Origin of the sequence: Plastoroseomonas arctica, assembly GCF_018128965.1 — a bacterium.
Classification (GTDB): domain Bacteria; phylum Pseudomonadota; class Alphaproteobacteria; order Acetobacterales; family Acetobacteraceae; genus Plastoroseomonas; species Plastoroseomonas arctica.
In genome coordinates this window covers 144076-162992 of sequence record NZ_JAAEDH010000007.1, presented here as the reverse complement: position 1 = coordinate 162992, position 18917 = coordinate 144076, and the positions used below count along the sequence as shown (strand labels likewise).

At 69.3% G+C, this 18917-nt stretch carries 21 protein-coding genes; 9 read left to right on the top strand and 12 right to left on the bottom strand.

Annotated features, from left to right (window positions below):
* Positions 1-390: 390 nt before the first annotated feature.
* Positions 391-756 (bottom strand): hypothetical protein, encoded by a 366-nt coding sequence (locus tag GXW79_RS08450; protein ID WP_211873933.1) that lies wholly within the window; start codon positions 754-756, stop codon positions 391-393.
* Positions 757-1027: 271 nt separating this feature from the next.
* On the opposite strand from GXW79_RS08450, the gene GXW79_RS08445 reads away from it, so the two are divergent.
* From GXW79_RS08445 to rutB, 3 genes are read left to right on the top strand one after another with little or no spacing between them, the layout of a single operon-like run.
* The gene (locus GXW79_RS08445) at positions 1028-1993 is read left to right on the top strand and encodes a Bug family tripartite tricarboxylate transporter substrate binding protein (RefSeq protein ID WP_211873932.1); all 966 of its coding nucleotides are present in this window, start codon (positions 1028-1030) and stop codon (positions 1991-1993) included.
* Between the two features lie 16 nt (positions 1994-2009).
* Positions 2010-3728: an N-acyl-D-amino-acid deacylase family protein gene (locus tag GXW79_RS08440; RefSeq protein ID WP_211873931.1), complete on the top strand. Its 1719-nt coding sequence runs from the start codon at positions 2010-2012 to the stop codon at positions 3726-3728.
* Complete coding sequence (gene rutB, locus GXW79_RS08435; protein WP_211873930.1) at positions 3728-4453, top strand: pyrimidine utilization protein B; 726 nt, start codon at positions 3728-3730, stop codon at positions 4451-4453. The genes GXW79_RS08440 and rutB overlap by 1 nt, the downstream gene beginning before the upstream one ends.
* Positions 4454-4459: 6 nt before the next feature.
* On the opposite strand, the gene GXW79_RS08430 is transcribed toward rutB, so the two are convergent.
* Positions 4460-5191, bottom strand: a complete 732-nt coding sequence (locus GXW79_RS08430; protein ID WP_211873929.1) for an ABC transporter ATP-binding protein — start codon at positions 5189-5191, stop codon at positions 4460-4462.
* A 12-nt stretch (positions 5192-5203) separates the two neighbouring features.
* Positions 5204-6046 carry an ABC transporter permease gene (locus GXW79_RS08425; RefSeq protein ID WP_211873928.1) on the bottom strand — a complete coding sequence of 281 codons (843 nt, stop codon included), beginning with the start codon at positions 6044-6046 and terminating at the stop codon, positions 5204-5206.
* A gap of 125 nt (positions 6047-6171) precedes the next feature.
* On the opposite strand from GXW79_RS08425, the gene proC reads away from it, so the two are divergent.
* The 4 genes from proC to GXW79_RS08405 all read left to right on the top strand — a co-directional run bounded on the left by proC (position 6172) and on the right by GXW79_RS08405 (position 10037).
* Positions 6172-6981 (top strand): pyrroline-5-carboxylate reductase, encoded by an 810-nt coding sequence (proC, locus tag GXW79_RS08420; RefSeq protein WP_211873927.1) that lies wholly within the window; start codon positions 6172-6174, stop codon positions 6979-6981.
* A 120-nt stretch (positions 6982-7101) separates the two neighbouring features.
* A complete protein-coding gene (locus tag GXW79_RS08415; protein ID WP_211873926.1) occupies positions 7102-7719 on the top strand; it encodes a TetR family transcriptional regulator in 618 nt (205 codons plus the stop codon).
* A gap of 31 nt (positions 7720-7750) precedes the next feature.
* The gene (locus tag GXW79_RS08410; protein WP_211873925.1) at positions 7751-8155 is read left to right on the top strand and encodes a phasin family protein; all 405 of its coding nucleotides are present in this window, start codon (positions 7751-7753) and stop codon (positions 8153-8155) included.
* Positions 8156-8300: 145 nt separating this feature from the next.
* Positions 8301-10037 carry a DUF6311 domain-containing protein gene (locus tag GXW79_RS08405; RefSeq protein ID WP_211873924.1) on the top strand — a complete coding sequence of 579 codons (1737 nt, stop codon included), beginning with the start codon at positions 8301-8303 and terminating at the stop codon, positions 10035-10037.
* Here the strand turns inward: GXW79_RS08405 and GXW79_RS08400 are convergent.
* From GXW79_RS08400 to GXW79_RS08385, 4 genes are all read right to left on the bottom strand, one after another.
* Complete coding sequence (locus GXW79_RS08400) at positions 10009-11343, bottom strand: sensor histidine kinase (RefSeq protein WP_211873923.1); 1335 nt, start codon at positions 11341-11343, stop codon at positions 10009-10011. The two genes, GXW79_RS08405 and GXW79_RS08400, sit on opposite strands and share 29 nt — an antisense overlap.
* Before the next feature lie 200 nt (positions 11344-11543).
* Entirely contained in the window at positions 11544-11792 is a 249-nt protein-coding gene (locus tag GXW79_RS08395; protein WP_211873922.1) for a DUF2934 domain-containing protein, read from the bottom strand.
* Between the two features lie 53 nt (positions 11793-11845).
* Positions 11846-12559: a response regulator gene (locus GXW79_RS08390; protein WP_211873921.1), complete on the bottom strand. Its 714-nt coding sequence runs from the start codon at positions 12557-12559 to the stop codon at positions 11846-11848.
* Positions 12556-13179, bottom strand: coding sequence for a MarR family winged helix-turn-helix transcriptional regulator (locus tag GXW79_RS08385; protein ID WP_211873920.1), 624 nt, complete (start codon positions 13177-13179; stop codon positions 12556-12558). Before GXW79_RS08385 ends, GXW79_RS08390 begins: the two co-directional genes overlap by 4 nt.
* A gap of 237 nt (positions 13180-13416) precedes the next feature.
* Between GXW79_RS08385 and GXW79_RS08380 the strand changes: the two genes are divergently transcribed.
* Both GXW79_RS08380 and GXW79_RS08375 read left to right on the top strand, forming a co-directional pair.
* A complete protein-coding gene (locus tag GXW79_RS08380; protein WP_211873919.1) occupies positions 13417-14319 on the top strand; it encodes a branched-chain amino acid aminotransferase in 903 nt (300 codons plus the stop codon).
* Positions 14316-14771: a hypothetical protein gene (locus GXW79_RS08375; RefSeq protein ID WP_211873918.1), complete on the top strand. Its 456-nt coding sequence runs from the start codon at positions 14316-14318 to the stop codon at positions 14769-14771. The genes GXW79_RS08380 and GXW79_RS08375 overlap by 4 nt, the downstream gene beginning before the upstream one ends.
* A 79-nt stretch (positions 14772-14850) precedes the next feature.
* Here GXW79_RS08375 and GXW79_RS08370 read toward each other — a convergent pair whose 3' ends face one another.
* The 5 genes from GXW79_RS08370 to GXW79_RS08350 all read right to left on the bottom strand — a co-directional run bounded on the left by GXW79_RS08370 (position 14851) and on the right by GXW79_RS08350 (position 18906).
* A complete protein-coding gene (locus tag GXW79_RS08370; RefSeq protein WP_211873917.1) occupies positions 14851-15906 on the bottom strand; it encodes a ribonuclease E/G in 1056 nt (351 codons plus the stop codon).
* Positions 15903-16478, bottom strand: coding sequence for a Maf family protein (locus GXW79_RS08365; protein WP_211873916.1), 576 nt, complete (start codon positions 16476-16478; stop codon positions 15903-15905). Before GXW79_RS08365 ends, GXW79_RS08370 begins: the two co-directional genes overlap by 4 nt.
* A complete protein-coding gene (infA, locus tag GXW79_RS08360) occupies positions 16475-16693 on the bottom strand; it encodes a translation initiation factor IF-1 (protein ID WP_007003972.1) in 219 nt (72 codons plus the stop codon). The genes GXW79_RS08365 and infA overlap by 4 nt, the downstream gene beginning before the upstream one ends.
* A 141-nt stretch (positions 16694-16834) precedes the next feature.
* Positions 16835-17395: a hypothetical protein gene (locus GXW79_RS08355; RefSeq protein WP_211873915.1), complete on the bottom strand. Its 561-nt coding sequence runs from the start codon at positions 17393-17395 to the stop codon at positions 16835-16837.
* A complete protein-coding gene (locus tag GXW79_RS08350) occupies positions 17395-18906 on the bottom strand; it encodes an aldehyde dehydrogenase family protein (RefSeq protein WP_211873914.1) in 1512 nt (503 codons plus the stop codon). The genes GXW79_RS08355 and GXW79_RS08350 overlap by 1 nt, the downstream gene beginning before the upstream one ends.
* Between the last annotated feature and the right edge of the window lie 11 nt (positions 18907-18917).

Genomic DNA, 18917 nt, shown 5'->3' with positions numbered 1-18917 from the left:
AATCAAAATTGCGGAAGTGTCGGGAGCGCTGATGAACGTTCATCGCATCGCTCGGTCAAACGAATCGAAACAAATTGAAGTGCGATTGATCGCTGCTGCATCATATCTTCGTGGGCTGCGGTGGAAGAAATGTCGCAGTGCAATGACGGCGGTAGAATACTGGAATACCGCTCCAGCGACGCAGCGGGGAGCATTGCATCGTCCTGCGACGGGTTCGCCAGACTGCTCGAACCGATGCTTGGAGGGGTGAACGGCGCCACGCTGCCCCGCGGACCGAAAGTCTCTCGCGCGGTGGCCTAAACTCGGTTGCAGGCCGCCAGACGAGGCTGGCGACCTGCATTCGAAACGACGTTCGCCCGCTCCGGTCGCGTGACCGGCGCGGAGACCGGATCAGCGGCGCGTGATGCGGATCGCGCTGGTCGTGTTGTTCCGCATGTTGAAGGTGCAGCGGTAGGAGAAGTTCGCGGGGCCGCGCGCCGTGGTGAACTGGCCACCGCCACGAATGCTGGTGGTCGTGGGCGAGGCCGCGCGCGCCAGCGGATCGTTGAAGGTGATCTGGTCGGCGCCGCGGAACTGGCGGGCGACCATCGGACGCGCCGCGGATTCGCAGGCTTCGCGCGCCACGGCGGCGGGCTCCGGCGCGGCCGGCGGAGCCTGCACGACCGGGGCAACCGGCGGCGGCGGCGGCGGCGGCGTGCTGGCGCAGGCGGCGAAGGCGAGCGGCGCGCCAAGCGCGAGGAGGATGCGATGGTTCATGGCGTTTTCCTAAAGGGTCGTTGCAGACGAGGAAGATTTCCGATTTCGGCCCGGATGGTCAATGGGCGAATCGCGGAAGAATTGAAGTAGATTACCGCCTAGCCGCTTGGCGCGGGTATGGCGATGCCTCCCTTGGCGGAGCGGCGAACACGTTCGGGTCACCGGCTCCATCCCGCAAACGCGACGGGCCCCCATCCCGGCCCGGGTTGCCAAGACTGCGATGCGGCGCCTAGCCTTCGAGTGGGAAGCGCCACTCGACCAGGAGTGCGCCATGATCAAACGCCGTCTTCTTATGGGCCTTGCGGTCGCGACACCGCTCGCGCGCCCCGCGATCGCGCAAAGCTTCCCCGCCCGCCCCATCACCATCATCATGCCTGTTGCACCCGGTGGTCCCGGCGATGTGCTCGGCCGCCCGCTGGCTGCCGCGCTGAGCGCCGAACTTGGCCAGCCCGTGGTGATCGACAACCGCACCGGCGCCGGCGGCACCATCGCCATGGATTTCGCCGCCAGACAGCGACCCGATGGCCACACCATCATCCTGGCGAGCAACAGCACCTACGCGATCGCGCCGCATCTCTACCAGACGCCCTACGACAATGATCGCGCCTTCGCCCCGCTCGCGCTGCTGGCGGTCGCGCCGAGCTTCCTCACCCTGCACCGCTCGGTGCCGGCCAATACCGTCGCCGAATTCATCGCGCTGTGCCGCGCCCGGCCCGAGGCGATCACCTTCGCCACGGCGGGGATCGGCTTCACGAGCCACCTCGCCACCGAGCTGTTCATGGCCAAGACGGGCGTCTCCATGCTGCACGTGCCCTATCGCGGCGGCGCGCCGGCGACGCAGGCGCTGCTCGCCGGCGAGTGTGACTGCAACTTCATGGAAGCCGCCTTCGTCCGTGCGCTCATCGGCACGGGCAACATCAAGCCGCTGGCCATCACCACCGCGCAGCGCTCGCCGCTGTTTCCCGATATCCCGACGCTGCAGGAATCCGGTGTCGAGGGGTTTGAGAGCGCCACCTACTGGGGCATGATGGCACCGGCCGGCGTACCGCAACCGGTACTGGACCGCATCACGGCTTCCGTGCTTCGCTTCTCGCGGCGCGACGAGACCCGCGCCGCCGTCACCAATGCGGGCTTCATCCCGCTGAATGGCGATGCCGCCGCCTTCGCCGCACATCAGCGCGCGGATACCGCGCTCTGGGGCGATGTCATCCGCACCCGCGGCATCCGACTGTCGTAAGAGGAAGCAAGACAAGATGCACGATACAGTGATCCGCGGCGGTACCATCGTCGACGGCACCGGCGCCCCCGCCTACGTCGGCGATGTTGCTATCGACAATGGCGTCATCACCTCGGTGGGCGGTGAGGCAGGCCCTGCGAAGCGCGACGTCGACGCGACCGGCAAGCTAGTTACCCCCGGCTGGGTCGACGTGCACACGCACTATGACGGGCAGGCGACCTGGGATCCGGTGCTCGCCCCCTCTTCCTGGCATGGCGCGACGACGATCCTGTTCGGCAATTGCGGCGTCGGCTTCGCCCCGGTCCAGGCGCCGCATCGCCAGGCGCTGATCGACCTGATGGAGGGCGTCGAGGACATCCCCGGCATCACTCTGAGCGAAGGGTTGAAGTGGGACTGGACCTCCTTCCCTGAATATCTCGACGCGCTGGAGAAGCTGCCGCGGACCATCGATATCGCGGCCCAGCTCGCCCACCACCCGCTGCGCGTCTTCGTCATGGGCGAGCGCGCGATCAACCGCGAGATGGCCACCGGCGAGGATGTCGCGGAGATGGCGCGCCTGGCCGAGGAGGCGATGCGCGCGGGCGCCTTCGGGTTCACCACATCGCGCACCGACCAGCATAAGACGCTCGCGGGCGACCTGGTCCCCGGCCGCTATGCCGAGCATGAGGAGCTGATCGCCATCGGCGACGCGCTGGGGCGCGCGGGCCACGGCACCTTCGGCATGCTGTCCGACTTCGAGGATGAGGCGGCGGAGTTCACCTGGCTGAACCGCATCGCCGAGAAGAACGGCCTGCCCATGTGGTTCCTGCTGACCGACCGCAGCTACGATCCGGATCGCTGGCGCCGGCTGATGGATGGCGTCCGCGCGTCGCGTGCGCGCGGCTTGCCGATGTCGGCGCAGGTCGCGGGGCGGCCGGTGGGGCTGATCCTGGGCCTTACCACCTCGCTCAATCCCTTCGCGCTGCGCGAGAGCTTTGCCGATCTCGCGAAGCTCAGCCCGGCGGCGCAGCTGGAGCGGCTGCGCGACCCGGCGCTCAAGCGCGCGATCCTGGCCGAGGAGGCCTCGCCGCGGCTGTTGGAAGTGCTGCCGCCGCTGTCGCGCCAGATCGCGACGCGGTGGGACCGCATGTACCTGCTCGGCGATCCGCCGGATTACGAGCCGGCGCCGGAGCGTTCCATCGCCGCCATGGCGGAGAAGGCCGGGATGAGTGCGGAGGAATTCTGCTACGACTACCTGGTCGGCGGCGATGGCAGCCGGATGCTGTATTTCCCGGTCACCAACTACGTCCATGGCGACCTGGACGTGGTGCATGAGATGATCACCGACCCGAACACGGTGCTCGGCCTGTCCGATGGTGGCGCGCATTGCGGCGTCATCTGCGACGCCTCGCTCAACACGTTCATGATCACCCACTGGGTGCGCGACCGCAGCCGTGGCGAGCGCCTGCCGCTGGAATTCGTGATCAAGCGCCAGACCAGCGAGACGGCGGATTTCTTCGGCTTCAAGGATCGCGGGCGGCTCGCGGCGGGGATGAAGGCCGACATCAACGTGATCAACTACGAGGCGCTGCGCATGCATCACCCCGAGATGATCTACGATCTTCCGGCTGGCGGGCGGCGTCTGGTCCAGCGGGTCGAGGGCTACGACATGACCATGGTCTCCGGCGTGCCGGTGTTCGAACATGGCGTGGAGACCGGCGCGCGGCCGGGCAAGCTGGTGCGCGCGGGGCATTGATGGACGGCCCGGCCGGCTACGCTCCCGAGGCGCCGCGCCGGGCGCCCTTCATCCTGCCCGCACGCCCCGAGGCGCTGCGACTGGTCGCGGCCGAGACGGCGCTGATCATCGTGGACATGCAGAACGCCTATGCGTCGCCGGGGGGGTATATCGACATCGCCGGCTTCGACATCTCCGGCACGTCGCAGGTGATCGCCCGCATTGGTACCGTCGCGCAGACCGCGCGCGCGGCGGGGATGCCGGTGATCTTCTTCCAGAATGGATGGGACCCAGCCTATGCCGAGGCGGGCGGGCCTGGGTCGCCCAATTTCCACAAGTCGAACGCGCTCAAGACCATGCGCAAGCAGCCGGAGTTGGCCGGCACGCTGTTGTCCAAGGGTGGGTGGGATTATGCGCTGGTCGATGCGCTGAAGCCGGAGCCGGCCGACCTGGTGGTGCCCAAGACGCGCTATTCCGGCTTCTTCAACACCAACATCGACTCGCTGCTGCGCGCGCGCGGCATCCGCAACATCGTCTTCACCGGCATCGCGACGAATGTCTGCGTGGAATCCTCGCTGCGGGACGCCTTCCACCTCGAGTATTTTTGTGTGGTCCTGGAGGACGCGACCCACGCGGCGGGGCCGGACTTCGCGCAAAAGGCGGCGATCTACAACATCGAGACCTTCTTCGGCTGGGTTTCCACCACGGCGGATTTCTGCGGCGCGGTGGGACAGGCGGCGGGATAGCCTCTCCTACGCTTCAACCGGTCCGAGCACCTCGTCGACCGTCCCGTCGCCGGTGATGACGCCGCCCTCCAGCCGGATCGCGCGCGTGCACCAGCGCCGAACCACCGACGTGTCGTGGGTCGCGACGACCATGATGTCCGCGCCGGTCACCAGCCGGGTGAGGCGCTCCTCCGCCTTGGCGAGGAAGCCCGCATCGCCGGCGAGGAACCACTCATCCATGAGCAGGACTTCGGGCTGCATCGCGGTGGCCATCGCGAAGGCGAGGCGCACGCCCATGCCGGCCGAATAGGTGCGGATTGGCACGTCGAAGAACTCGCCCAGGTCGGCGAAGGCCTCGACCTCCGCGGTCAGCGCCGCGGTCTCCGCCTCTTCCATGCCGCGGTAGAGGCAGCGCAGGCGCACATTCTGCCGGCCTGTCGATTCCGCATCGACCCCGGCGCTGACGTCGATCATCGCGCCGATCGAACCGGCGACCGTCAGCCGCCCTGCGACCGGCTCGTACACGCCGGCCAGCATGCGCAGCAGCGTGGTCTTGCCCGCGCCGTTATGCCCGATGAGCGCGACGCGTTCGCCGTCGCGGATGGTGAAGCTCAGGTCGCGCAGCGCGGTCACCACCACGCGATTCGAAGGGTCGGTGTGCAGCCGCGCATTGCCCAGCAGCCGCTTCTTCAGCGACCGCGCGCCGAGGTGATAATACGGAAAATCCAGGCAGAGCCCGTGGGCTTCGATCAGGGCCATGGCGTGTTTCGATCAGACCCAGAACGCGACGCGGCTGCGGAACCGCACCAGGAAGGCCGCCGCGAGCACGACGTTGATGATGGTGTAGGCGAAGGCGGCAACCCAGGCGATCAGCGCGCCACCGCCATCGATGAGCGGGCCGCGCACCGTCTCGAGGATGGAGTAGAACGGGTTGAGCGGCAGCAGCGCCGCCCATTCGCCCAGCAGCTGTGGCTTCCAGATGATCGGGGTGAGGAAGAAGAACAGCTGCATGATGCTGCCCACGATCGGCCCGATGTCGCGGAACCGCGCGCACACCATCCCCAGCAGCAGCGCCAGCGCGAAGCCGTTGATCGCGATCAGCATCAGCCCCGGGATCACGAGCAGCACCTCCCATCCCGGCCAGGTGCCGCAGACGAGGAAGACCAGCGCGATCAGCGGCAGGTTGTGCGCGCCGATCAGCGCGTTGCGCAGCATGCAGCGCAGCGCGTGGATGGTGTAGGGCAGCGGCATCTGGCGGATGATCGCCTCGGATTGCACGAAGCTGGTCGTGGCCTCCGTCACCATCTGCGAGATGAAGTTCCACACCACCAGGCTGACGGCCAGGTGCGGCAGGTATTCCACCAGCGTCAGGCGGAACAGCGCCGAATAGGTGATGCCGATGCCGAGCAGCATCACGCCCGTCGACAGCGTCAGCCAAAACGGGCCGAGCACCGAGCCGCGATATCGGTTGCGGATGTCGAGCCAGGCGAGGGCGACAGCAAGGCGCCAGCGCGCCATCCCCATCACCACATCGGCGATGGCGCGCTGGCGACGCTGCGGGTTGGCGGCATCAACCTGGTACAGGGCAGTGACCGCGGGAAGCTGTTCGAGCATGGCGCGGGTCATACTCCGCCGGCACGGCGCGGGCCAGAGGCAGCGCTGCCTTGCCGCCGCACGCCGAACCATGCTCAAAAACCCGGCAGAACGATGCGCCGCGACCGGCCCCGAGGATGACGCCCATGCACGCTGGCCTTCCCCCGCTCCTGCTCATCGGCTGCGGCAAGATGGGCGGCGCGATGCTGGCCGGCTGGCGGGAGCAGGGGCTGGCCGAGGCGGTGGTGGTCGAACCCAACCCGGCGGCTGCGCTGGCGGAGCTTGGCGGCGTCCAGGTCGTCGCGGGTGCCGACGCGATCCCAGCTGACTTCGAGCCCGGCGCGGTGATCCTGGCGATCAAGCCGCAGGAGGCCGCTGGCGCCCTGCCGGCCTATGCGCGCTATGCCGGCCGCGCGCCGTTCCTGTCGATCATGGCCGGGCGCTCGGTTGCGGCGATGAGCGCAGCGCTGGGCGGCGAGGCCGCCATCATTCGCGCCATGCCGAACACCCCGGCCGCCATTCGCCAGGGTTTCTCGGCCGCCTTCGCCGGCCCCGGCGTCACCGAGGACCAAAGGGCGCTGGCCGACCGGCTGCTGGGCGCGATCGGCGAGGTCGCCTGGGTGGCGGATGAGGACCAGCTCAACCCAGTGACGGCCGTGTCCGGCGGCGGCCCCGCCTATGTCTTCCTCCTCGCCGAGGTGCTGGAGCAGGCGGCACTGGCCGAGGGCGTGCCGCCCGACCTCGCCCGGCGCATGGCCCGCGCCACGGTCGCAGGTTCCGGCGCGCTACTCGCCGCGAGCCCCGAGGACGCGGCCCAGCTGCGCATCAACGTCACCAGCCCGAAGGGCACGACGGAGCGTGCGCTCGCGGTGCTGATGGCCAAGGGCGGACTGCCCGAGCTGATGCGCCGGGCGATAGCGGCTGCCACTGCCCGCTCGCGCGAGCTGGCTGGCTGAGCGGCGCCTGCGCGATGCCGCATAAAACGCTCCCCATGCCTGCGCCACCCTTGCGGGACGGGGCCCAAGTGTCAGCAAATCATGGCTGGCATCTGGCCGCGCGCACCCCATAATCAGGCCATGGACACAAGCCCCGACCTCACCGAAAGCAAGCTCATCGCCGGTTTCTGGCAGGTGGTGGCGCTACGTGGCTGGCACGGCGTCACCATGGCCCGCGTCGCCGCCGAGGCCGGTACCACGCTCGCCACGTTGCGCGGCCGCTTCGCCACCCCGCTCGATCTGCTGCGACTGCATGGGCGCATGGCGGACCAGGCGGTGCTCGCCGGCACCATCGCGGGGCAGGGCGGCACGTCGCGCGACCGCATTTTCGACGTGCTGATGCGCCGGCTGGACACCATGCAGCCGCACCGCGCCGGCATCGAGCGGCTGCTCGACGACGTCCGGCGCGATCCCTTTCTCGCGCTGTTCCTCGGGCCGCGCATCCTGGGCTCCATGGGCTGGATGCTGGAGGCCGCGGAGCTCGACAGCAGCTTTCCCGCCGGCGCCTGGCGCGCCCCGGGTCTCGCCGTGGTCTGGCTCGCGACCGTGCGTGCCTGGCGCGCCGACGACAGCCCCGACCTTGGTTCGACGATGGCGGCACTCGACCGTGCGCTCGATCGCGCCGAGGGTGTCGCCCGGAGCCTGCGCCTGCCGATCGCCGATGCCGAGCCGGAGGACGCGGCCCCGCCGCCCTCTTGAATCCGAACGTCCAGGAAAAAGGGATAAAACAATGGCCAGCGAGATGGATTTCACCAAGATGTTCCGCATGCCCGGCTTCCCGGACATGGAGGCGCTCGCCGCCGCGCAGCGCCGCAACATGGAGGCGCTGGCCGAGGCCAACCGCACCGCGCTCGAAGGCGCCCAGGCGGTGGCCAAGCGACACATGGAAATGGTGCAGCAGTCGATCGGCGACATGACCGAGGCGATGCGCAAGGCCGGCGACGGCGAGGCCCCGCAGGCCCAGGCGCAGCGCCAGGCGGAGATGATGCGCGGCGCCTATGAGCGCGCCGTGGCGAACATGCAGGAGCTCGCCGAGCTGATCCAGAAGTCGAGCGGCGAGGCTCTGGGCCTGCTCAACAAGCGCTTCGCCGCGGCGATGGAAGAGGCCAAGGCGCTGGTGCCGCCCACCAAGTGAGGCCTGCGTCGGGCGCTACGGTGAAAGGGGCCGTCGGTTTGGACGCGCCCCTGTTCAAGCCCGAGCTGTATGGCAGGCGGCCCATCCGCTGTTCGCGCGTTCCTTCTCGCTGCCGCGCCCGCTAGCGCCTTCTTCCGCCTCGCTGATGCCACCCCCATTCGCGCCAATAACCGAGAATCAAGGAAAGAAGGTTAGGGGAGAATTCTTCCTTCCCATTCTTCTTGGCGCCGTCGCCTTCCTCATCCTGCTCGGCCCCGAGGTCCTGCCGCCCTGGCGCGACGGCTGGCTGACCACCGACCGCGATTTCGCCACCTTCCACCTGAGTTGGATGTACTACCGCGACACGCCCTGGTCCTGGCCGCCGGCGGCCAATCCGCGTTACGGCATCGAACTCGGCAGCAGCATCTTCTACGGCGACCTGGTGCCGCTGATCGCCATGCCGATGAAGGCGCTGGCGCAGGTGTTGCCGGTCGGGCAATTCGTGGGCGCCTGGTTCCTGGTGTGCTTCGTGCTGCAGGCCGTGTTCGCCTGGGCGCTTCTTGCGCGCCCGGGTGTGGACCGGACCGCGAGGGTCGCCGGCTGCGTGCTGCTGCTGTTCGCGCCGTTCCTGGTCTATCGGATCTACCAGCATGTCTCGCTGGTGGCGCAGTGGATCGTGCTCGCCGCGCTGTGGCTGGCGCTGCGGCCGGAGCGTCCTCGGCGCGCGCTGCCATGGGCGGCGTTGGTGGCGCTGGGCTCGTTGCTGAACGCCTACCTGCTGGTGATGGTGGCGGCGATCTGGGCGGCGGACTGGCTGCGCCGGCTCGCCGCGGGTCCGCGCTGGGCGCTGCTGCCCGAGGCCATGGCGATGCCGCTGATCGCGGTCGCGGGGGTGTGGCTGGGCGGGTATTTCTTCATCGCCGCGGGACTTCCGTGGGGCGACGGCTATGGCGCGATCGGGATGGATCTGTTGGGACCGCTGACCGCCGGCTACAGCTCGCTGCTGCTGCCCGACTGGCCGCCCCAGCCCCTGCACGAGGGCAGGGCGGTGTTCCTGGGGGCAGGGGGACTGGTGGTGCTGTTGGGTGCAGCCGCCGCGCTCGCCTGGCGGCCTGCGGCGCTGGGCGGGCTCGAGCGATTCTGGGCGCTGGGGCTTGCGATCCTGGCGCTGTTCGCGATTGCGGTGACGCATCGGGTGATGGTCGCGGGACAACTCGCGTTCGAGCTGCCGATTCCGGGTTGGGCGCTGGCGCTGCTGGAACCGCTGCGCTCATCCAATCGCTTCGCCTGGCCGGGGCTCTATGCCGTGCTGGTGCTGGCCGTGGTGCTTGTGGCTCGGGTGCTGCCCAAGGCGGTCTCGGCGCGGGTGCTGATGCTCGCCGCAGGGCTGCAGGTCGGCGACACGGCGAACTGGTGGGTACCGAACCGGAACACGCTCGCCGCGGAGCCTGCGGGGTGGACAACAACGCTCGTCGCGCCGTTCTGGGCCGAGGCGCGCGGGCGGTACCGGCGGCTGCGGCAGGTGATGCCCACCGGGCAGCCGACCTTCATGGATCCGGCGGGGCAGGATGGCTGGGCGATGCTGGCGCGCTATGCGCATGACAATGGCTGGGATACGGATGTGTCCTACCACGCTCGGGTCGCGGCCGAAGCCCGTGCGCGACTATGGGCGGAGACGCGCAGACGCATCGCCGAACGGGACTGGGAAGCGGGCACGCTCTACGTTGTGCAGACAGCCATGCACGATGCCATGCGCGCGGCCGCCATTCAAGACCGGGATCTCTTCGCCGAGATCGATGGCATCACCGTCTTCGCGCCCGGTTGGCACGCCGCGCCGACCGCCGCCACACCGGCGGCCGTCACACCGCCTCCTGTCACACCGGCAGCCGCACGCGCGCCCTGAGACCGCCCAGCGGGCTGTCCTCCAGCAGGATGTCGCCGCCATGGGCGCGGGCGATGTCGCGCGCGATGGCGAGGCCCAGCCCCGTCCCGCCGGCCGACATCGTCGCGAATGGTCGGAAGGCCTCCTCGCGCTGGTCCGCGGCAATCCCCGGCCCGTCATCATCGACCATCACTGTGGCCCAGCCGCCGCCCTCGGGCCGTGCGACCTGCTCCACCGCCACAGCGATGCGTCGGGCGTGCTTGCGCGCATTATCGAGCAGGTTGCCCAGGCACCGGCGGAAGCCGTCGGCGCGCAGCGGCATGGTCAGCGCCTCGGGCGCCTCGACCGAGATCCGCGCGCCGTCGCGTCGGGCGCGCGCAGCGACATCCTCGACCAGGGCGACCAGATCGGTCGGCACCGGCTGTTCCTGGCCCTCGCCGCGCGCGAAGGCGAGGTAGGCGGCGACCATGCGCTCCATTTCCTCGACATCCTGGGTAAGGGCGGCCGCATCCTCCTGCGCCGGTGCCGGCAGCAGGGCCAAGGCGAGGCGCATGCGGGTGAGCGGGGTGCGCAGATCGTGGCTGATGCCGGCCAGCATGTCGGTACGCTGGGCAACGAAGCGGCGGATGCGTTCCTGCATGCGGTTGAAGGCGGCTGCCGCTTGGCGCACCTCGGCGGCCCCCTCGGGCTTGATCGCACCGAGGTCGCGGCCCATCCCAAAGGCCTCGGCCGCACCGGCAAGGCGGCGGATGGCACGGACCTGGTTCTTCATGAACGCCGCCGCCACGCCGAACAGCAGCAGCGCGGATCCCACCAGCCAGATCATGAACAGGTAGAGCGTGCTGGTGAACAGGCGCTTGCGCGGGGCTTCGACATGCAGCACGCCGCCGGGCAGTTGCACCCGGATGATCACGCTGCGCGGGTCGGTCTGCCAATCCGTGTCGAAGGGCAGCGCCACGCGTTCGCGCATGGCTGTGGCGAGGTCATCCTCGAGCGGCAGCAGGGGCAGAGAGGCGCGGCGGGATTGCGGCGCCTCCAGCCGCGCGCCGGGTTCGAAGGCGAGGGCCATTTCCAGCCGCCAGGCCGCCTCGCGGAAGATGCGCGCCTGGGATTCCGCGCTGGCGTCGCGGGTGATGAGTTCGCCGATCATGCCGACATCGCCGGCGACACCGGCGGCGAGACGGCGCGAGATGACGTCGAGGTGGTTGCCGTAGAACAGTTGCAGCGCGATGGCCTGAAGGATGACCAGCGGCAGCAGGATGATGAGCAGCGCGCGCCCGAGCAGACCCCGCGGCGCGAAAAAACGGAAGATGCGGCTGAGGCGCATGAAGGCTTCGATCCCGAGTAAGGAAGTCTGATTTCCTTACCCTGGCATGCGGATGTAAGCGATTGATTTCACTGCCCGCCGAGGAAGGCCACCTTACCCGCTTACTTTCGGCATCGCCTTCGGCGGAACCAAGCGGCGGCGCCTTGCTTATGCTTAACTTCCTATAAAACGAGCGATCCAGACCGTCAAGCCCCGCGGCGCTAGTCGTCCTTCGGCTGCACCGCCGGGTGGTCGCCGGTGGGGCCGGTCACACCCGAGGATGCCGGCGGGTCACTAGCCGGGAAGCTGTCGTCGACGGTGTCATCGTGCTTGGCCTCGTCCTCGGCGATCTCCGCCTTGGCCTGGGCCTCGAAGCGGTGGGCGCCGCCCTCGGGCGACCCCGCTTCCTCCCACAGCTGCCGGGCCCGTTCCTCGATGCGCTGCTGCGCGATCTCATAGGCGTCGGACATGGTGGACCTCCTGAGGGTGAAGCCCGTTCAACGCCGGCCCGGGGAAGGCGGTTTCAGGCGCCTGGTCGCAGGATGTAGCCGCGGTGGCGGATGGTCTGCAGGAAGCGCGGTTCGCGCGGGTCAGGCTCGATCTTGCGGCGAAGGCGGGTCACCTGCACATCGATGGCGCGCTCGCCGGCCTCGGGGGTGCCCAGGGCGTCGGCGATCTCCTCGCGGCTGAGCACCTCGCCGGCCTTGCGGGCCAGCGCCAGAAGCAAGGCGGATTCCCCGCCCGTCAGGCGCACAGGGCCGTCGGGTCCGCGCAGCTCGGCGCGCTCGAGGTCGAACCATTGCGGGCCGATCTGCACGGCATGGGCGACGGGCGTCGTCGGCGGCGCGGGTGGCGCCGCGCGCTTGAGGATGGTGCGGATGCGCAGCGCCAGCTCGCGCGGGTCGAAGGGCTTCGGGAGATAGTCGTCGGCCCCGCTCTCGAAGCCCGCGATGCGGTCATCGGGCGCGCCGCGGGCGGTGAGCATGAGGATCGGCACCTCCTTTCCGTCCCGGCGCAGGCTTTCGGTGAAATCCAGCCCTGATTCGCCCGGCATCATCACGTCGAGCACCAGCATGTCGAAGGCCATCGAGGACAGCGCCTTGCGGGCGGCGGCGGCGTCGGCCGCGACCGAGACGCGGAAGCCCTGTTCGCCGAGGTAGCGCTGAATCAGCGCGCGCAGCCTCGCGTCGTCATCGACGACCAGGATGTGCGGCGTGTCGGCGGTGATCTCGCTCATCGGCCGCGCTCCCGGATCGTGGGCTCATCCTCGATGCTGCGCAGCAGGCCGCGCGCCTCCGGCCCCATCAGCCCGCGCATGACGCGGCGGAACCCTTCCACCGCGCCCGGCCCGGCCTCGCGGTAGGCGGCCATGACGGTCTCGCGCTGGCGGTCGAACAGGCGGCGCTCGAGGTCGCGGCCGCGCTCGGTCAGCGTCAGCAGGCGCTGGCGGCGGTCGGCGGCACCCGCGATCTGCACCACGTAGCCCTCCTCGATCATGGGCTGCAGCACGCGGCCGAGGGATTGCTTGGTGATCGACAGGATCGCGAGCAGGTCGCCCACGGTGATGCCAGGCCGGCGGCCGACGAAGTGCAGCACGCGGTGATGTGCGCGTCCCATGCCGAGCTCGGCGAGGATGGCGTCGGCACCGGCGGTGAAGTCGCGGTAGCCGAAGAACAGCAGGTCCTGGGCCAGGCGCAGCTCCTCCTCGCGCAGGAACAGCAGGTTGCGCCCGGCGGTGGGGCCACCGCCCTTGTCATGCGCGCCGGGGTCGCTGCCGGCCTTGTCCGCCGCGGCGCGGCGCCGTGCCTCGGTTCCGGCCTTGGCCTCGCGTTGCGCGGCCTCCTGCTCAGCGCTCATCCGCGCCATCCTCCCGTCCTTGCCGCATGGCTGCCTTGCCATCATGATGGGTCAGTATCATTGACGCAAATAGGCGGCTCATTCTAATCTCCGGCCATCAGACGCATGATTGTTGCGCATGATGGCGAGATGATGGTGCTTTCCGAAAGTTGGGCTGCGGAGATCTCCACAGTGGCCCAGGAAGACATCCGCATCGGCCGAGAGTATAGCGACAGAAACGCAAGGAAGGATCGCCCCATGGCCCTCGTGCCCTTCGATGACCGCGACGGATGGATCTGGATGGACGGCGCCATGGTGCCTTGGCGCGACGCCAAGCTCCACGTCCTGAGCCACGCGCTGCACTACGCCTCGGCCGTGTTCGAGGGCGAGCGCTGCTATGGCGGGCATATCTTCAAGCTGCGCGAGCACACCGAGCGGCTGATCGCCTCGGCGAAGATCCTGGGCTTCGACCTGCCCTGGTCGGCCGAGGAAATCGACGCCGCGTGCAACGCGACGCTCGCGGCCAACAACCTCACCGACGCCTATTTGCGCCCGATCGCCTGGCGCGGGCCGGAGGAGATGGGCGTGGCGGCGAAGCACACGAAGGTCCACATGGCGATCGCCTGCTGGGAGTGGGGTGCCTATTTCGGCGTCGAGCAGCGCATGGCCGGCGTGCGGCTGTCGATGGCGCCGTGGAAGCGCCCGCACCCGGACACCGCCCCCACCGCGTCCAAGGCAGCGGGCCTTTACATGATCGGGACGCTGTCCAAGCACGCCGCGATGGATGCGGGCTACGACGATGCCCTGATGCTGGACTGGAAGGGCGATGTGGCCGAGGCGACGGGGGCCAACGTGTTCCTGGTCATCGACGGCGAGATCCACACGCCCAAGCCCGACAATTTCCTCGACGGCATCACCCGGCGCACGGTGATGGGCCTTGCGCGGACGCGGCAGATGAAGGTGGTCGAGCGCATCATCCCCGAGAGCGACCTCGCGCGCGCCACCGAGGTGTTCTTGTGCGGCACCGCCGCCGAGGTGACGCCGGTGCGCGAGATCGCGGGCCGCACCTACACGCCGGGCGAGATCACCCGCACGCTGATGACCGACTACTCCGCGCTCGTGCACATGAGCCCGGACGACGTCGCGAAGCGCGCAGCATGACGAACGTGGTGCCCGCCCGCATCGCGGAGCGGCCGGCGAGCGTGCCGGTCGACTTCACGCTCGCGGTCGACATGGATGAGCGCGCCGTGCTGTACCCGGCGGGCAAGAGCATCACGCGGGTGAACATGAGTGCGGCCGAGGGCGGCATCGCCTTCGACGCGGTCTTCGCCTTCAACGAGGCCCGGACGCCGCCGCGGTTCATGGTGCTGGAGCTGGACGATGCGCGGGAGTTCGGCCGCCGCCTGGTCGATGCCGTCTACCAGGCGCGTCCGCAGAACGCCATCACCGAGACGATGCGCATCGGCATCACGGTGCACACCAACGGGTTTCATTTGCAGATCGGCGATGTCGCCGCGCCGACGGAGCTGTTCGTGGGCCTGGGCTCCATCTGGCGCTTCACGCAGACGGTGCTGCGCGCGGTCGACCGGCTGTCGCCGGTCGAGTCCCACTAGCTTCGCGACTGCCCTCTTCACCGCACCAGTAGCCAAAAACAAAAGAATGGTGTCCGGGGAAATTCCTTTACCGGCCTTTTTACCCGATGCTGAACCGCGTTTCGTGCTTATCGGCGACGAGCGTCAGCGCCGCCCCCGTCTCCGCCGTATAATCCTCCAACAGCACCGGATTCGCTTGCAGCGCATCCACCACGCGCGGCGCCGCGTGCAGGGTGAGGCGTGCGCCCGGCCGGTGCCGGGCCTCGCGTGCGGCCTTGCGCAGGGCGGCCAGGGCGAGGGCCAGGGGTCCCGTCATGGCTTCGTACAGCGGCGGATGGATGCGGGCGCGCTGGACCTCGATCAGCCCGAGCCCGGTGAGGCCGACCAGCCGCGCCAGGGGGTCGAGCGCGGCGGCAAAGCCAGGTGCCAGGGCGGCGCGCTGTTTCGCGGGCAGGCCGGCGGGGTCGATCAGGATCGCGCCGGCGAGGTCGCGCAGCCGGATCTGCCGCGCGACGGTCTCGAGCGCGGCCGCGTTCACGGCCGGACCAAGCGGGCCGGAGTCGATGTCGATGGCGACGAGGGCCGGCGTCGGGTGGATGGAGATGCTGGCGCCGCCGGGCAGCGCGACGGTGGGCGTGCAGGCTTCCTCGAAGGCGGTCTCGATGGCGTCGTCGAACACCGGCGTCTCGCTGAAGCCGGCGCGCAGGCTCGCCGCGAGCGCGCGGCTGTCGGTGCGGATCGGTGCCTGGTGACGCGCGGCCAGGCGCAACGCCAGGTGCGGCGCGCGCCAGAGCAGGGCGGGCGAGGGGCCGTTGAGGCGCGCCTCCTCCTCGCTCACGCGGGCGGTCAGGCGCGGGCCCTTCGACCCCTGGGCGGCGCGGGTGATGCGCAACGGCAGCAGCATGCCTTCCGAGCGGGCGTTCTTGTCGAGGTGCTTGGCCTCGCTGTCGGGCAGGAAGCCCGTCGCGCCGTCGGGCAAGGCGCAGAAGCTGCCGGCGAGTGGGGCGGCATGGGTGAGGATGCGCGCGAGCACGAGGTCGCCGACGCCATCGGGGCCGTGGGGGCGGTGGATCCGGAACTCGGCGGCGCGGCCGTCCTCGAGCAGCGCGATGCGGTGCTCGCCGGGGGCGGCGGCGACCAGGATCTCGCGCTTCATGGCCGCAACCAGCCGGAACCGCGCAGCAGCTGGGCCGTCTCGAACAGCGGCAGGCCGACGACGTTGGAATGCGAGCCCGAGAGGAAGCGGCAGAAGGCTTCGGCGCTGCCCTGGATGGCGTAGCCGCCGGCCTTGCCGCGCCACTCCTCGCCGGCGACGTAATGCGCGATCTGCTGGCCGGTTAGGCGCTGGAAGGCGAGGGTGGTCTCGACCACGCGCTTGAGGCGGCGGCCATCGGGCAGCGCCAGGACCACCCCGGTGATCACGCGATGGCGTCGCCCGGAGAGCAGCGTGAGGAACGCCTCCGCCTCCGCCGCATCGGCCGGCTTGCCCAGGATGCGGCGACCCAGTCCCACCACCGTGTCGGCGGCGAGCGTCAGCGCATCGGACGTGGCGGCGGCTTCGGCCTTGGCGAGTGCCAGGCGTGCGGCCAGCTGGCGCGGCAGCTCGGCGGCGCGTGGGGTTTCGTCGATGTCGGTGGCGACGACGCGGTCGGGGATGATGCCGAGGCGCGCGAGCAGTTCCATCCGGCGCGGGCTCGCGGAGGCGAGCACCAGCGGCGGTCGGATCATTTGAATCGGAACGTGATGCGGCCCTTGGTGAGGTCGTAAGGCGTCATCTCGACATTCACGCGGTCGCCGGCGAGGACGCGGATGCGGTTCTTGCGCATTTTGCCGGAGGTGTGGGCGAGCACCATGTGCTCATTGTCGAGTTTGACGCGGAACATGGCATTGGGGAGAAGCTCAACGACCTGGCCGCTGAATTCGATCATATCTTCTTTTGACATCGGTCCTCTTGGTCTGGGGCGCGCGGAACATGCTCGCGCAGTGTTGCAGGGTCAAGCGACGCCTCCGGCGCGTCGGGGCGGCGGTGGCATGCATGGGGAAAGTGATCGCGGCCGAAGTAGGGGCGGGAGCCCCCGGCCGGTTCAGGCGCGCCGGGGCGTGCCCATCGCGGCGAGCAGCGCGCGGAAGGCGGTGATGGCGGCCTCGGCATCGAGGGCCGGGTCCGTCTCCAGGCCCTGCTTCTCGCTGACGCTGCGCCGCGTGACCTGCCAGCCGCCCTCTTCCTCGTCTTCCTTCGCGATCCAGGCAACCATGGCGATGCCGGTGCCGCGGCGGTGGGAGAGATAGCGGAACACCTTGACCGCGCGGTTGCGCTGATCGCCGCCCACCTTGGGCGAGCCGTCGGCGGCCACCAGCTTGTGCGGCGCCGAGGTCTGCGGCGGCGGCGAGAGGTCGAATTCCAGCGCGAGGGCCGCGGCGGCCTCGGTGAGTGCGCCGATCGCGCGCGTCGTCGCGGTCTCGGGCTTCGGGCCGGCGGCGCGGAATCCCGGCCGCGGCGGCAGTGCCGCGAGGGCGGTCTTCACCGCCTCGGCCATGGCCGAGGCGGCGTCATGGTGCTTCGATCGCTTGGCGTCGGCCAGGATGCGTTCGGCATTCTGCGCGAGGGTTTCGAGTTCCTTGCGGCTCTTCGTCGAAATATCCATTATGACATATTCACCATGATCGTTTTCTTGTGCGTGAAGTGTTCGAGCATGGCTTCGAGCGATGCTTCCTTGCCGAGACCGCTCGACTTCACGCCCCCATAGCTGAGATTGGCCTGAACCACCAAATTCTGGTTGATCTGGACCAGCCCGGCTTCGAGGCGGTGCGCAAGATCGAGACCGATCTTGAGATTGTTCGTCCACAGGCTCGCCGCAAGGCCGTACTCGCTGTCATTGGCCTCGGCGAGCACGATTTCGGCATCGTCGAAGGGCTGCACCACCGTCACGGGCCCGAAGATCTCCTCGCGCACCAGGCGCGACTCGGCGGTGAGACCGGTGAAAATGACGGGCTGGATGAACAGGCCCTTCTTCAGAGCTGGGTCGGTCGGCATGGCGGAGCAGGTCAGGGCAGTGGCGCCGGGGGTGGCGGTGCCCTCGGCGATGTAGGCGCGCACCTTCTCCATCTGCCCGGGGCTCACGATGGTGCCGATATCCGTCTTCTCGTCGAGCGGGTCGCCCATGACCATGGCGTCCACCGCCTGCTTCATGGCGGCGACGAAGCGGTCGAAGATCGGGCGTTCGACATAGATGCGGCTCGCGGCCGTGCAGCTCTGCCCCTGGCGGGTGAAGCGCATCGAGGTGATGGCACCGGCGACGGTCTTGTCGAAATTGCAGTCGGCGAAGACGATCATCGGCGACTTGCCGCCGAGTTCCAGCGTCAGCGGGATCAGCTTCTCGGCCGCCGTGCGGGCCACGATCTTGCCGGTCTCGACGCTGCCGGTGAAGGTCACCTTGCGGACCAGCGGGTGCTCGACCAGCGGCGCGCCGCAATCCGGGCCGAAGCCCGAGAGCATGTTGAACACGCCGTGCGGCAGGATGCGGTTGAGCAATTCGCAGATGCGCAGGACGGCGAGGGGGGCTTCCTCGGCGGACTTCACGACGACGGCGTTGCCGGCGACGAGTGCGGGCGCGATCTTCAGCGCCATCAGCAGCATCGGCACGTTCCAGGGGATGATCGCACCCACGACGCCGAGCGGTTCGCGGACGGTGACGCTGAGCACGTCGGGCGCGAAGGGCACGCTCTCGCCCTTCAGTTCGCCGCCGAGGCCGCCGAAGAATTCGAAGATGTCGGCGACGACGTTGGCCTCGACGCGGGATTCCGTGCGCAGCGCCTTGCCGGTCTCGAGTGCGATCAGGCGGCCGAGCTCATCGGCATGGGCCTTGAGCAACGCGGCGCACTGGTAGACCAGGGCGCCGCGTTTCCGCGCGGGCACCTTGGCCCAGAGTTTCTGCGCGACGGCGGCATTCTGGACGGCGGCATCGACATCCGCCGCGTCGCCCAAGGCGGCGGTCGCGACCTCGGCACCGGTCGCGGGGTTCACCACGGGGAAGGTCTTGCCGCTGCGCGACGGCACAAACTGGCCGCCGATCAGGTGCACGCCGGAGAGCGCGGTGGCGAGCGCGAAGGGGTCGGCGCTGGGCGCGTCGGGCGTGTGGCGCGGGGTGTCGAGCATGGAATTGGTCC

Bases quoted from the DNA above. Each gene is read 5' to 3' on its own strand.
- GXW79_RS08450 (WP_211873933.1), bottom strand. From the start codon at position 756: ATGAACCATCGCATCCTCCTCGCGCTTGGCGCGCCGCTCGCCTTCGCC.
- GXW79_RS08445 (WP_211873932.1), top strand. From the start codon at position 1,028: ATGATCAAACGCCGTCTTCTTATGGGCCTTGCGGTCGCGACACCGCTC.
- GXW79_RS08440 (WP_211873931.1), top strand. From the start codon at position 2,010: ATGCACGATACAGTGATCCGCGGCGGTACCATCGTCGACGGCACCGGC.
- rutB (WP_211873930.1), top strand. From the start codon at position 3,728: ATGGACGGCCCGGCCGGCTACGCTCCCGAGGCGCCGCGCCGGGCGCCC.
- GXW79_RS08430 (WP_211873929.1), bottom strand. From the start codon at position 5,191: ATGGCCCTGATCGAAGCCCACGGGCTCTGCCTGGATTTTCCGTATTAT.
- GXW79_RS08425 (WP_211873928.1), bottom strand. From the start codon at position 6,046: ATGCTCGAACAGCTTCCCGCGGTCACTGCCCTGTACCAGGTTGATGCC.
- proC (WP_211873927.1), top strand. From the start codon at position 6,172: ATGCACGCTGGCCTTCCCCCGCTCCTGCTCATCGGCTGCGGCAAGATG.
- GXW79_RS08415 (WP_211873926.1), top strand. From the start codon at position 7,102: ATGGACACAAGCCCCGACCTCACCGAAAGCAAGCTCATCGCCGGTTTC.
- GXW79_RS08410 (WP_211873925.1), top strand. From the start codon at position 7,751: ATGGCCAGCGAGATGGATTTCACCAAGATGTTCCGCATGCCCGGCTTC.
- GXW79_RS08405 (WP_211873924.1), top strand. From the start codon at position 8,301: ATGCCACCCCCATTCGCGCCAATAACCGAGAATCAAGGAAAGAAGGTT.
- GXW79_RS08400 (WP_211873923.1), bottom strand. From the start codon at position 11,343: ATGCGCCTCAGCCGCATCTTCCGTTTTTTCGCGCCGCGGGGTCTGCTC.
- GXW79_RS08395 (WP_211873922.1), bottom strand. From the start codon at position 11,792: ATGTCCGACGCCTATGAGATCGCGCAGCAGCGCATCGAGGAACGGGCC.
- GXW79_RS08390 (WP_211873921.1), bottom strand. From the start codon at position 12,559: ATGAGCGAGATCACCGCCGACACGCCGCACATCCTGGTCGTCGATGAC.
- GXW79_RS08385 (WP_211873920.1), bottom strand. From the start codon at position 13,179: ATGAGCGCTGAGCAGGAGGCCGCGCAACGCGAGGCCAAGGCCGGAACC.
- GXW79_RS08380 (WP_211873919.1), top strand. From the start codon at position 13,417: ATGGCCCTCGTGCCCTTCGATGACCGCGACGGATGGATCTGGATGGAC.
- GXW79_RS08375 (WP_211873918.1), top strand. From the start codon at position 14,316: ATGACGAACGTGGTGCCCGCCCGCATCGCGGAGCGGCCGGCGAGCGTG.
- GXW79_RS08370 (WP_211873917.1), bottom strand. From the start codon at position 15,906: ATGAAGCGCGAGATCCTGGTCGCCGCCGCCCCCGGCGAGCACCGCATC.
- GXW79_RS08365 (WP_211873916.1), bottom strand. From the start codon at position 16,478: ATGATCCGACCGCCGCTGGTGCTCGCCTCCGCGAGCCCGCGCCGGATG.
- infA (WP_007003972.1), bottom strand. From the start codon at position 16,693: ATGTCAAAAGAAGATATGATCGAATTCAGCGGCCAGGTCGTTGAGCTT.
- GXW79_RS08355 (WP_211873915.1), bottom strand. From the start codon at position 17,395: ATGGATATTTCGACGAAGAGCCGCAAGGAACTCGAAACCCTCGCGCAG.
- GXW79_RS08350 (WP_211873914.1), bottom strand. From the start codon at position 18,906: ATGCTCGACACCCCGCGCCACACGCCCGACGCGCCCAGCGCCGACCCC.